This window comes from Amycolatopsis rhabdoformis, assembly GCF_035918295.1.
GTDB lineage: Bacteria > Actinomycetota > Actinomycetes > Mycobacteriales > Pseudonocardiaceae > Amycolatopsis > Amycolatopsis rhabdoformis.
The window spans coordinates 8,145,538-8,157,596 of sequence record NZ_CP142149.1; the positions used below are offsets into that span (position 1 = coordinate 8,145,538).

A 12,059-nucleotide genomic window follows, 5' to 3' on the forward strand; every position below is an offset into this window, starting at 1 on the left:
GGAGGTTTGGTCCGCTTTCGTTGTGGGTAGTCACCCTCCCGGTTGACGAGCTACTCCGAACGGGTGACGTCTGGGGCTCCTCACTAGCGGCAGGAGATCGAATACGCATGAACCTCTTCGAGTACATCTCGGACCGGTGGGATCGGCTGTGGCTACAGGCCTACCTGCACACGAGCATGGTCGTGCAGTGCACGATCCTCGCCGCGTTGCTCGGTGTGGCGATCGGCGTCGCGGTGTACCGCAGCCCCATCGGCTCGGCCGTCGCCACCGCGCTGGCCAGCACGATCCTGACCGTTCCGTCGTTCGCCCTCCTCGGGTTGCTGATCCCGCTCTCGGGCCTCGGTTCCACCACCTCCGTCATCGTCCTGGTGCTCTACGGCCTGCTGCCGATCGTGCGCAACACGATCGTCGGCCTCGCCGGGGTCGACCCGGCGGTGACCGACGCGGCGCGCGGCATCGGCATGAGCCGGTTCTCCGTGCTCACCCGCGTCGAGCTGAAGCTCGCGTGGCCGGCGATCCTCACCGGCATGCGCGTCGCGACGCAGATGCTGATGGGCATCGCGGTGATCGCGGCCTACGCGAAGGGCCCCGGCCTGGGGTCGGAGGTCTTCTCCGGCCTCACCAACGCGGGCAGTGCGAACTCGCTCAACCAGGCCCTCACGGGCACCGTCGGCGTCGTGATCCTCGCGCTCGTGCTCGACGCCATCTATGTCCTGATCAAGCGATTGACCGTAACGAGGGGGCTCCGTGGCTGAGCACGCTGCTGAAGACCACGCCGTCGAAGACCACGTCTCCGGCGCCGAGATCGAGCTGGACCACGTCACCAAGCGCTACTCGGGCACGCGCGCACCCGCCGTCGACGACTTCTCGATGATCGTGCCGGCGGGCAAGATCGTGGTGCTGGTCGGCCCGTCCGGCTGTGGCAAGACCACCACGATGCGGATGATCAACCGCCTGATCGAGCCGACGTCCGGGCGCATCACCATCGGTGGTGAAGACGCGCTGAAGCTCGACGTCGACACCCTGCGCCGGCGCATCGGCTACGCGATCCAGCAGGCCGGGTTGTTCCCGCACTTCACCGTGGCGCAGAACATCGGCGTGGTGCCGGGGCTGCTCGGCTGGGACAAGAAGAAGGTGAGCGCGCGCGTCGAGGAGATGATGGACCTCGTCGGGCTCGACCCGGCCGACTTCCGCGACCGCTTCCCGCGCCAGCTCTCCGGTGGTCAGCAGCAGCGCGTCGGCGTGGCCCGCGCGCTCGCGGCCGACCCGCCGGTGCTGCTGATGGACGAGCCGTTCGGCGCGGTGGACCCCATCACGCGCGGCAACCTGCAGGACGAGCTGCTGCGCCTGCAGACCGAGCTGCGCAAGACGATCGTGTTCGTCACGCACGACTTCGACGAGGCCGTGAAGCTCGGCGACAAGATCGCCGTGCTCGGCAACGAGTCGAAGATCCTGCAGTACGACACCCCGGACGCGATCCTCGCCAACCCGGCCGACGACACCGTCGCCGGCTTCGTCGGCGCGGGTGCTTCGCTCAAGCAGCTCACGCTGATGCGCGTGCGCGACGTCGAGCTGAAGCAGGACGCGCTCACCGCGGGCCTCGACGAGATCCCGTCGGAGATCGCGGCCAAGCTCGACCAGCAGCGCAAGCACTTCGTGCTGGTGCTCGACGCCCGCCGCCGGCCGCTGCGCTGGGTGCACCGGCGCGAGCTCACGGTGGCGTCGTCGCTGGCCACGGCCGGCAAGCCGCTGCGCGACATCGTGAGCCTGCAGTCGACGCTGCAGGACGCGCTGGAAGCCATGCTCGCCGAGGGCGGTTCGGTGCCGGTCACCGGTGCGCGCGGCGAGTTCGCCGGCACGATCGAGCTCGACACCGTGATCAACACGATCCAGCAGCTGCGTGACGAACACGCGGACGACCACGAGCCGGTCGGGGGTGTTTCGCAGTGACAGCCGTCGTCGAAGCGGGCTTCTCCACCGAATCCGGCTCCCGCGGTGCAGAGCGCTTCCGCCTGTTCGCCCAGCCCATCGCCGTGGTGCTGCTGGTGGCGATCACGCTCGGCATCGTGTTCGGCACCGGCATCACCGCCACCGAGGCGACCACGCTCAACGCGACCTCCCTGCTCACGGCGCTGCGCGACCACGTCGCCATGACGCTGGTCGTGGTGGTGCTCGTGGTGCTGTTGGCCGTGCCGCTCGGCGTCCTGGTCACGCGGCGGTGGGCGCGGTTCCTCGCGCCCGTGTTCCTCGCGATCGCCAACATCGGCCAGGCCGCGCCCGCGCTCGGTGTGCTGGTGCTGTGGTTCATCGTCACCGGCGCCGTCGGTGGCCTGTGGGTGGCGGCGCTGCCGCTGGCGTTCTACTCGTTGCTGCCCGTGCTGCGGAACACGATGGTGGGCCTGCAGCAGGTGGACCCGGCGCTGATCGACGCCGGGCGCGGCATCGGGATGTCCTCGTCGGCCGTGCTGTGGCGCGTGGAGTTCCCGCTGGCGATCCCGCTGATCCTGGCCGGCCTGCGCACGTCGCTGGTGCTGGCGGTGGGCACCGCGACGTTCGGCATGTTCGTGAACGCCGGCGGTTTCGGCCTGCTGATCGACACCGGCTACAAGCTCAACCTCACGAAGGTGCTGATCACGGGTTCGGTGCTGGCCGTCGCGCTCGCGCTGCTGGTCGACTGGCTGGGCGCGGTGGCGGAACAGTACTTCGGACCGAAGGGGCTGCGCTGATGAACGTCCTGAAGAAGGCGGGTGTCCTCGCCGGCGCCGCGCTGCTCGCCGGGACGCTCTCGGCGTGCGGGCTCGACCTCAACACGTCCGTGCCGTACTCGATCCAGCCCGGTTCCATCCAGCCGACGCCCGGCGTGCAGGGCGTGCGGGTGGTGGTGGGGTCGAAGGACTTCACCGAGAACATCATCCTGGGCTACATGGCGGAGATGGCGCTGAGCGCCGCCGGTGCCGACGTCGTGGACCTCACCGACATCAAGGGGTCGAACTCGTCGCGCCAGGCGCTGCTCAACGGGCAGACCGACGTCACGTGGGAGTACACCGGCACCGGCTGGATCAACTACCAGGGCAACGAGCTTCCGGTGCCCGGCGGTGAGCAGGCGCAGTACGACGCGACCGCGAAGGCCGACGCCGAGAAGAACGGCGTGACCTGGCTGAAGTACTCGCCGCTCAACGACCAGTACGCGTTCGCCACGACCCAGGAGTACGCGAAGAAGAACAACCTCAAGTCCACCTCGGACCTGGCGACGTTCCTCAAGTCGCACCCCGACCAGGCGCGCTTCTGCCTGGAGACGGAGTTCACCAGCCGCCAGGACGGCTTCCCGGCCGCGGTGAAGGCCTACGGCTTCCAGAACCCGAAGATCGAGAACTTCGGCATCGGCACGATCTACTCCGCCGTGGCCAACGGGACCTGTCCGATCGGCGAGGTGTTCACCACCGACGGCCGGATCTCCGGGCTCAACCTGCAGGTGCTCGAAGACGACAAGAAGGCGTTCCCGCAGTACAACGCCGCGGTGACGATGCGCACGGACTACCTCAACCAGCACCCCGCGATGCGGGGCCCGCTCGAGAAGGTGACCGCGGCGATCGACAACCAGCAGATGGTGCAGCTGTGCAAGCAGGTCGACGTCGACGGCAAGGACGCCGGTGTGGTGGCGCACCAGTGGATGATCGACAAGGGCTTCATCAAGTAGTAACCCCGGCCACACTCCGGGCCCGTGTGGAATGGCCGCTCGCTAAGGAATGCTAAGTTACTCAGGATTCCTTAGTCGAGCGGCCCGCGCGTCGGGCCGGGAGGAGGCGGAGGCGTTGCCGAAGCTTGAGATCATCCTGGCGAGCACTCGTCCGGGTCGCGTGGGCCTGCCGGTGGCGAAGTGGACGGAGACCGCGGCGGTCGCGCACGGCGGCTTCGACGTCGAGCTCGTCGACCTCGCCGAGGTCAACCTGCCCTTCTTCAACGAGCCGAAGCACCCGCGCCTGGGCCAGTACGAGCACCAGCACACGAAGGACTGGAGCGCGAAGGTGTCCGAAGCGGACGCGTTCGTGTTCGTGATGCCGGAGTACAACTACGGCTACAACGCCGAGCTGAAGAACGCCATCGACTACCTGCACAACGAGTGGAAGTACAAGGCCGTCGGCCTCGTCAGCTACGGCGGCGTCGCGGCGGGCACGCGCGCGGTGCAGCAGATCAAGCAGGTCGTGACCACGCTGCGCATGACGCCGGTGTTCGACGCGGTGTCGGTGCCGTTCGTGAACCAGTTCATCAGCGAGGCGGGCGAGTTCGTGCCCAACGAGATCGTGGAGACCTCCGCGAAGGCGATGTTCGACGAGCTCGTGCGCGTGACCGAGTCGCTGTCGCCGCTGCGGACGGGCAACTGAGGGAGTGACCGTGGACCGGCACGAGGAGGAAGTCCACCGCGTGTGCACGCGCTTCCACGCGGCGATCGAGCTCATCGGCACGCGCTGGACGGGCGCGATCCTGCGTGCGGTCTTCACCGGTCACCACCGCTACGCCCAGATCAGGGCCGCGGTGCCCGGCGTCAGCGACACGATGCTGGCGCAGCGGCTGCGGAAGCTGGAGGAGGAGGGCCTGCTGGACAAGCGGGTGCTCACCACCACGCCGCTGCAGGTGGAGTACCACCTCACGGCCAAGAGCCAGGACCTCGAGCCGGTGCTCGACGCCGTGATCGCGTGGTCGCACAAGTGGATCCCGCTGCCGGAGTGACGCGAGCGGTGTGGATGGTCGAGGTAGCCGGGCCGGTCACCACTTCAGGTGAGCGGCCCGGCTCGCGCTCAGACGCCGAGCCGGTGCAGCAGCTGTTCCTCCAGCGCGTCGAGTTCGGTCGCCACCGCCCGGTGCGCGGCCTTGCGCCGGGCGGCCGGCATCCGCTCGGCCGCGCGGACCGTGGCCGAGAGCTGTTCGAGGGTGCCCTGGGTGTCGGTCACGAACTGGGTGTCGGCTTCGGTGGCCTTGCTCGACTTCCGCAGCTCGGTCAGCCCCTGCACGAGCCCGGCGATCCGCGCGTGCAGCGCGGCGCCGCGGCCGGAGAACTCGCCGAGCTGGTCCACGGCGACGCCGAGCTTGCGCGCCTGGTAGCGGTCGTACAGCTCGCGGGCCGCGCCCGCCGCGCGCACCGCGTACGGCGCGACCACCGGGATCACGGCCGGCCCGATCACCTTGGCCACCGCGATCGCGTTCTTCGCCTTCTTCGGGGTGATCCGAGCTTCACCCGCGTCTTCTTTGGCCTTGCGCGCCATGGCCCACCTCCTGCTAAGCGTCGGGGTCGAACTTACTGGTCCGCGAGGGGGCGGGCATGTCGGCTCGCGCCACGGAGCGGCAGTTCTGTCGGGGTGGGCGGATAAGGTGATCGTCATGGGTAACGAGGTGCTGCTCGACGCCGGAGCGGTCAGTCGCTGCCGTCGCCGTGTGCACCTGGAGCACGATCCGGCGATGCGCGAGGTTCCGCTGCCGCCGCCGGATCCCACGGCGCAGCAGCGGATCGCCGACGCGACGGCGCACCGCGAGGCGATCCTGCGCCGGCTCATCGACGCGACGACCGAAAGCCTGGGCGAAGAAGCCACGTGGGTGCGCGTGCCGCGGGACCTGCCGGCGGCCGACCGCGTGCGGCTCACGGAAGAGGCGTTCGCAGCAGGCGCGCGGTTCATCTGGGGCCCGCTGCTGCAGGCCGACCCGATCGGCCACCGGCGCGGCGGCGTCGACCTGCTCGTGCGCACGGCGACCGGCTACGTGCCGGTGCTGGTGGCGCGCCACCGCATCACCGACCGCGGCCAGGGCGCCTCGACCACCGAGCTCACCGACCTCGACCCCGCGCACCGCACGCCCGACGAGACGCGCAAGGTGCGTTCGCAGCCGCGCGACCAGCTGCGGCTCGCGCACCTGCGGCGGATGCTGCAGACGTACGGGCGCGCCGAAACCGGCCGCGCCGTCGGCGGCGTGATCGGGCTCGACGCCGACGTGGTGGTGTGGCACGACCTCACGGCCGGCACCTGGCCCGGCGGTCGCAGCGCGCTCACGGAGTACGACGTGCGCTTCGCCGACCGCCTCGCCGTGGCCACCGCGGCGGCCACGGGCGACGAGCCGCTGGCCATGCCGTCGCGGGTGCTGGAGTGCCGGCGCTGCCCGTTCTGGCCCACGTGCGAGGTGGTGCTCACCGAAACTCGGGACGTGAGCCTCGTGGTGCGCGGTGAGGACGCCGGCGAGCTGCGCCGGGCTGGAGTGTCCACTGTGGACAAACTGGCCGCGCTCGACCCGGCCGCCGAGGCACCGCCGATGAACTGGACGGGCGGCACGTTCTCCGACGCGATCATGCTGGCCCGCGCGTGGCTGGCCGATCTCACCGTGGTGCGCCGCACGCCGCTGGTGGAGGTGCCGCGCGGCGACGTCGAGGTCGACGTCGACATGGAGAGCTTCGGCGATTCGGGCGCGTACCTGTGGGGCACGCTGCTCTCGGGCGCCGACATCGGCGTGGCGCAGGGCTACCGCGCGTTCGCCACCTGGGAGCCGCTGCCGACCACCGACGAGGCCCGCTCGTTCGCCGAGTTCTGGGCGTGGTTCACCGACGTGCGGGAGCGCACGCTCGCGGCCGGGCTCACCTTCCGGGCCTACTGCTACAACGCGCTGGCCGAGAACCGCTGGCTGTTCGGCTCCGTCGAGCGCTTCGGCGATCACCCGGGGATCCCGGCGAAGAAGGACGTGCAGTCCTTTGTGGATTCCGAGGAGTGGGTGGACCTGTTCCGCAGCGTCACCGACCAGTTCCTGTGCTCGCGCGGCAAGGGCCTCAAGGTGATCGCGCCCGTCGCGGGCTTCCAGTGGCGCGACGCGGAGGCCGGCGGCGAAGCGTCGATGCGCTGGTACCGCGACGCCGTGGGCATGGACGGCGAACTGCCCGACGACACGCAGCGCGAGCGGCTCCTGCAGTACAACGAGGACGACGTGCGGGCCACCCAGGCGTTACGCGAGTGGATGTCCGATCGGGCACAGGTCGAGGTCCCTTACATGCTGGACCTCTGATCACGGGCCGGCCCGGCGTACGTTGGCCTCATGATCGACTTGCCGCCGTTGGCGATCGAAGATTCCGAAGCGGAATCGGTGTACCGGCTCGAGACCGGCGCCCCTGAAGCCGCGCGTGAGGCGCTCGGCATCACGGCGACGCGCCTCGGTGGTGGGGTGGTGCTGTCGGTGCGCAACGACCCCACGCACTTCTGGAGCAAGGCACTGGGGTTCGGCCGCACCGAACCGGTCACGGCCGAACTGATCGCCGAGGTGTGCGCGTTCTACCGCGCGGCCGGCACCCGCCGGGCCACCTTGGCGCTGGCGCCTTCCGTGCTGCCCGAGGACTGGGCCGACATCTGCGCCCGTGAAGGACTCACCACGTCCACGTCGTGGGCCAAGCTCGTCGCGCCGGTGGCCGACGTGGTGGCGCGGGCCGACGATCCCGCGCGCAAGCAGGTGAACGGCATCCGGATCGCCCCGGTCGAACCCCGCGACGCGCACCGGTGGGCCTCGCGGATGCTCGGTGTCTTCGGCATGCCGGAGGAGCACCTCGTGGACGTGTTCGTGGCCGCGACCGCCGACCCGGCCTGCTATCCGTACGCCGGTTGGCTCGGCGACGACCTGGTCGGCACCGGGCTGCTCTACCGCATGGGCGACATCGGCCAGCTGTTCAGCGGCGCGGTCGCCGAGCACGCGCGCAACCGAGGTGGACAGACGGAGTTCATCGCCGTGCGCGCTCGTCTGGCGGCCGAGCTGGGCTGCCGCTGGCTCGTGGCCGAAACCGGCGCCGAGACCGACGGCGAGCACAACTCGTCGCTGCACAACCTGCTCAACCTCGGCTTCGAGGTGGCGTACGAGCGGCCGAACTGGACCTGGCGCGCGGCCGACTGATTTCGGTTCCGAGGCAACTTTCCGGCGCCTGGGGAGATCCATGGGGCGTCAAGTCGGAAAGGTGGTGGGTGTGCGCGGGTCGGCCGAGCGGTTCGAGGTCTTCGTCGAACAGCACTACGACGAGTTGTTCCGCTACGCCCTCGTGCTGACCGGTGACCGCCGCGAGGCCGAGGACGTGGTGCACGACGCGCTGCTGCGGCTGGTGAAGCACGTCGGCCGCGCGGACATCGACCACGAGCGCGCCTACGCGCGCCAAGCGCTGTTTCGCGTGTTCCTCGCCCGCCGCGATCGGCGCCGGCGTGAGCGGCTGGTGCCGGAAGCCGGCGCTGACGTCGCGGCGGTGGTCGACGCGTTCGCGGTGTCGGCCGGGCGCGCGGAGATGGCCGCGCTGCTGGTGCAGCTGCCGCCGCGCATGCGGGCGGTGCTCGCGGCGCGCTTCTACCTCGACCTCAGCGAGGCGGAAACCGCTCAGCTGCTGGGTTGTGGTGTCGGCACGGTGAAGTCGTCGACCGCGCGCGGGCTGGCGCGCCTGCGTGAGCTGTGGGAAGCCACGCACGCGCCGGCCGCGATCGGAAGGGGGCCGCGTTGAGGGAGTTCACGGACACTGTGCGCCGGGAGCTCGGCGGCACGGTGCTGGCGTCGCCGGAGCCGGGGGACGCGGCGCGGATGGCGCGGCGGGTGCTGGGCACTCGCGCCCGGCGCCGGCAGGGGCGGCTGGCCGGGGCGGTGGCCGTCGCGGTGGTGCTCGTGCTGGGGGTGGCTTCGGTGGTCACCACCGCGACGCCCGGGGCGCCGGAAGCTGTGGCCGTGACTCGCTGGCCGGCGCGCGGCGCGTTGGCGGACAACCTCGGCCTGGTGGAGCGGGCGCGCCAGGCGTGGGGCACGCGGGCCGCGCAGGTCGTGTACGCCGGGACCAGCGGCGAGGTGGGCACGGTGGTCGTGCTGAGTGACCCGCAGCCCGACGGAGGCGTGCGGCTGGCCTTCCTCACCGGCACGCCTGAGCTGCGGGTGCGGGCGCGGCTGGCCATTCCGGCGGATCAGGTGCTGCTGCCGGCGTTCGGTTTCGTGGCGGCCGAGCCGGGCCGCGCGCTGGGCGTGGTGGTCACCGCGCCGGACGTGACCACGGCGGCGTTCTCCGGCGTGACGCGGCCGGTCACCGTTCATCCCGCCGACGGGCTGGCGGCCGCGGTGCTCGCGCCGGCCGCGGCCGCGTGGAACACCTCGATCGGCACCGGCGATCCACAACACCCGGCCTTCGGCGTGCTGACCGGTTCGGCCGACGATCCCACCGTCTCGAGCGGGACGGTCGTGCGGGCCGCGGCCGCCGCGCAGTTCGTGGTTTCCGGTGTCCCGGGTGTCTCCGCCGGCGCCGTGAAGTCGGGCGATGTCGTGGTGACGCGGGCCGGGTTCGTCGCGGTGGTGACGCGCACGGCCGGCGACCTCGTGGTCGTGAACTCCACGCCGGTGGGCCTGCGCGCCACCACGGCGGCCGGGGTGCCCGTGACCCTGGGCGGTTCCAGCGGGCGGGTCGACGACCCGATCACCGTCACCGCCGCCGGCGCCGAGGTGCGTGACGGCGACCGGATCGTGCTGAGCGGCTTCGGCCGCTCGGCGGGGGTGGTCGAGCTGGGCACCGTGCACGCCGGCCGGCTGCAGCGGGCCGTTGCGGTGCCGGCCGACGGCGCCGAGGTGCTGCTGATCCACCGCTGACCCTGGTGATCACCAGGATCTCAGGGTTTTTCCCGGGGTTCCCTTCTCTCGCTCCGTGCGTATACTCGTTCACGAGTACTCGTAGACGAGGATGTGATTCGGGTGAAGCGACGCAAGGTCGGCAACATGCTGGGGCTGGCGGTGCTGTCGACGTTGCTGGAACGGCCGATGCATCCCTACGAGATGGCGTCCGTGCTGCAGGAACGCGGCAAGGACAACGACATGAAGATCAAGTGGGGCTCGCTCTACACCGTGGTCGGCAACCTCGAGAAGCACGGGTTCATCGCCGCGGTGGAGAGCGTGCGCGACGGCGGGCGGCCCGAGCGCACCGTGTACCAGCTCACCGACGCCGGCCGCGCGGAGCTCGAAGACTGGGTGGCCGAGCTGCTCGGCGAGCCGGACCTGGAGCCGACGAAGTTCCAGGCCGGGCTGTCGATCATGGCTTCGCTCGGGCCGGACGAGGTCGCGCAGCTGCTGTCGAAGCGGCTCACCGCGCTGGACAAGCGCCTCGGCGAGCGGGCGGCGGCGCTCGACGCGTCGCGGGCCGAGGTGCCGCGGATCTTCCTGGTGGAGAGCGAGTACGAGCTGGCCCTGCTGCGGGCGGAGGCCGAGTGGGTGCGCGGCCTGCGTGACGACCTGGCGGCCGGCGCGCTGCCCGGCATCACTGAATGGCGGCACTACCGCGAAACCGGCGAGCTGCCCGAAGACTTGACCGCTTTCGTCGAAGGCGGGCAGGAGTAACCGAAAGCCGGTCCCGGAGGCAGTGCTGGCACACCGCCGCCGGGACCGGGGAAACCGTCGAACCGATTCCGCGTGCGCGGATCCGATCCTCTGGCTGCACCTGCAGGATACGGGCTCCGCGCTTCCCGGACCGGTTCGGTCAACTACCGAACAGGAGACAGATCATGGGGAACGTCGAGGTCAAGCGGCACCGGACCAAGCTCGTGCCGGAGATGGAAGGGCCCGTCGCGCGGGCGTACGCGAAGGGCCGGGGCACCGCGCCGCAGCTGGCGTACTACCGCAAATCGGCGGCCGAGCTGGCGCAGCAGCTGCCGGCGGGTGCCGACGTGCTGGAGGTGGCGCCCGGGCCGGGGTTCCACGCGGTCGAGCTCGCGCGGCTCGGTTTCGCGGTGACTGGGCTGGACGTGAGCCGCACGTTCGTGGCGCTGGCGACCGACTACGCGCGGACGGAGGGGGTCGAGGCGCAGTTCGTGCACGGTGACGTGGCGAAGATGCCGTTCGCGGACGGGTCGTTCGATTTCCTGATCACGCAGGCGGCGTTCAAGAACTTCGCCGACCCGGTCGACGCGCTCGACGAGATGTGGCGCGTGCTGCGCCCGGGCGGCGTGGCCGTGGTGCAGGACCTGCGCAAGTCGGCCACGGCCGACGACATCGCGGCGGAGGTGCGCGGCATGAACCTCAGCACGGTGGGCGCGTTCACCACGAAGTGGACGCTCGGGCAGCTGCGCAAGCGCGCGTACACGCCGGAGCAGTTCGAGGTGCTGGCGCGGGAAAGCCGCTTCGGCTCGTGCCGCATCACCACGGACGGGATCGGGCTGGAAGCGCGGCTCACGAAGGCGTGAGCGCTGTGCGGTCTGGACCACCCGAGTGGTCCAGACCGCCCTTGCTCAGCGCGGGGCCATGCGCAGGGCGCCGTCCATGCGCACGACTTCGCCGTTGAGGTAGTCGTGGTCGATCAGCGAAAGGGCGAGCTGCGCGTACTCGTCCGGGCGCGCCAGGCGCTTCGGGAACGGCACGCCGGCGGCGAGGCCCGCGCGGAACTCGTCGCTCACCGTGGCGAGCATCGGGGTGTCGACGATGCCCGGCGCGATCGTGAGCACGCGGATGCCCTGCGACGCGAGGTCGCGCGCGGCCGGCAGCGTGAGGCCGACGACGCCGCCCTTCGACGACGAGTAGGCGACCTGCCCGATCTGGCCGTCGTAGGCGGCGACGGAGGCGGTGTTGATGATGACGCCGCGCGCGTCGTCGGTCAGCGGCTCGGTCTTGGCCATGGCCTCGGCCGCGATGGTGAGCACGTTGAAGGTGCCGATGAGGTTGATCTGCACGACCTTGGCGTAGAGCGCGAGGTCGTGGCGGCCCTTCTTCGACAGGATGCGGGCCGAGGGGCCGATGCCGGCGCAGTTCACCACCGTGCGCAGCGGCACGCCGGAGCCGGCGGCCGTGTCCACCGCGGTCTGGACCTGGTCGGGGTCGGTCACGTCGGCCTCGACGTAGGTGATGCCGTCGACCTGCTCGGCCTTCTCGATCGAGGCGGCGAGGTCGAGCGCGAAGACGCGCGCGCCCTTGGCGGCCAGCGCCTTGGCGGTGGCGCCGCCGAGGCCCGACGCTCCACCCGTGACGAGCGCTGCGGTGTCGGTGATCTGCATCTTCAGCCTTTCTGCTGCTCGTGGTGCGGCCCTGCACCATGACGACAGGTTAAC

At 70.8% G+C, this 12,059-nt stretch carries 14 protein-coding genes; 12 read left to right on the top strand and 2 right to left on the bottom strand.

The window, feature by feature from the left end; translation table 11 throughout:
* The first annotated feature begins 107 nt into the window (after window positions 1–107).
* From VSH64_RS37585 to VSH64_RS37610, 6 genes are all read left to right on the top strand, one after another.
* The gene (locus VSH64_RS37585; RefSeq protein ID WP_326567502.1) at window positions 108–755 is read left to right on the top strand and encodes an ABC transporter permease; all 648 of its coding nucleotides are present in this window, start codon (window positions 108–110) and stop codon (window positions 753–755) included.
* The gene (locus VSH64_RS37590) at window positions 748–1,950 is read left to right on the top strand and encodes an ABC transporter ATP-binding protein (protein ID WP_326567503.1); all 1,203 of its coding nucleotides are present in this window, start codon (window positions 748–750) and stop codon (window positions 1,948–1,950) included. The genes VSH64_RS37585 and VSH64_RS37590 overlap by 8 nt, the downstream gene beginning before the upstream one ends.
* The gene (locus VSH64_RS37595) at window positions 1,947–2,726 is read left to right on the top strand and encodes an ABC transporter permease (protein ID WP_326567504.1); all 780 of its coding nucleotides are present in this window, start codon (window positions 1,947–1,949) and stop codon (window positions 2,724–2,726) included. The genes VSH64_RS37590 and VSH64_RS37595 overlap by 4 nt, the downstream gene beginning before the upstream one ends.
* Window positions 2,726–3,697: a glycine betaine ABC transporter substrate-binding protein gene (locus tag VSH64_RS37600; protein ID WP_326567505.1), complete on the top strand. Its 972-nt coding sequence runs from the start codon at window positions 2,726–2,728 to the stop codon at window positions 3,695–3,697. Before VSH64_RS37595 ends, VSH64_RS37600 begins: the two co-directional genes overlap by 1 nt.
* A 115-nt stretch (window positions 3,698–3,812) precedes the next feature.
* On the top strand, window positions 3,813–4,382 hold the full coding sequence (locus tag VSH64_RS37605; protein ID WP_326567506.1) for an NADPH-dependent FMN reductase: 570 nt from the start codon (window positions 3,813–3,815) through the stop codon (window positions 4,380–4,382).
* A gap of 10 nt (window positions 4,383–4,392) precedes the next feature.
* Entirely contained in the window at window positions 4,393–4,728 is a 336-nt protein-coding gene (locus VSH64_RS37610) for a winged helix-turn-helix transcriptional regulator (RefSeq protein WP_326567507.1), read from the top strand.
* 68 nt (window positions 4,729–4,796) lie between these two features.
* Here the strand turns inward: VSH64_RS37610 and VSH64_RS37615 are convergent, their stop codons facing one another.
* Window positions 4,797–5,261 carry a DUF6474 family protein gene (locus VSH64_RS37615; protein ID WP_326567508.1) on the bottom strand — a complete coding sequence of 155 codons (465 nt, stop codon included), beginning with the start codon at window positions 5,259–5,261 and terminating at the stop codon, window positions 4,797–4,799.
* A gap of 115 nt (window positions 5,262–5,376) precedes the next feature.
* On the opposite strand from VSH64_RS37615, the gene VSH64_RS37620 reads away from it, so the two are divergent.
* The 6 genes from VSH64_RS37620 (at window position 5,377) to VSH64_RS37645 (ending at window position 11,201) form a co-directional block, all read left to right on the top strand.
* A complete protein-coding gene (locus VSH64_RS37620) occupies window positions 5,377–7,035 on the top strand; it encodes a TM0106 family RecB-like putative nuclease (RefSeq protein ID WP_326567509.1) in 1,659 nt (552 codons plus the stop codon).
* Window positions 7,036–7,065: 30 nt separating this feature from the next.
* Entirely contained in the window at window positions 7,066–7,908 is an 843-nt protein-coding gene (locus tag VSH64_RS37625; protein WP_326567510.1) for a hypothetical protein, read from the top strand.
* Between the two features lie 40 nt (window positions 7,909–7,948).
* Complete coding sequence (locus VSH64_RS37630) at window positions 7,949–8,497, top strand: RNA polymerase sigma factor (protein WP_326567511.1); 549 nt, start codon at window positions 7,949–7,951, stop codon at window positions 8,495–8,497.
* The gene (locus tag VSH64_RS37635; protein ID WP_326567512.1) at window positions 8,494–9,618 is read left to right on the top strand and encodes a hypothetical protein; all 1,125 of its coding nucleotides are present in this window, start codon (window positions 8,494–8,496) and stop codon (window positions 9,616–9,618) included. The genes VSH64_RS37630 and VSH64_RS37635 overlap by 4 nt, the downstream gene beginning before the upstream one ends.
* A gap of 102 nt (window positions 9,619–9,720) precedes the next feature.
* Entirely contained in the window at window positions 9,721–10,359 is a 639-nt protein-coding gene (locus VSH64_RS37640; RefSeq protein WP_326567513.1) for a PadR family transcriptional regulator, read from the top strand.
* Between the two features lie 164 nt (window positions 10,360–10,523).
* A complete protein-coding gene (locus VSH64_RS37645; RefSeq protein ID WP_326567514.1) occupies window positions 10,524–11,201 on the top strand; it encodes a class I SAM-dependent methyltransferase in 678 nt (225 codons plus the stop codon).
* A 45-nt stretch (window positions 11,202–11,246) separates the two neighbouring features.
* Here the strand turns inward: VSH64_RS37645 and VSH64_RS37650 are convergent, their stop codons facing one another.
* Window positions 11,247–12,005: an SDR family NAD(P)-dependent oxidoreductase gene (locus tag VSH64_RS37650; RefSeq protein ID WP_326567515.1), complete on the bottom strand. Its 759-nt coding sequence runs from the start codon at window positions 12,003–12,005 to the stop codon at window positions 11,247–11,249.
* Window positions 12,006–12,059 lie beyond the last annotated feature (54 nt).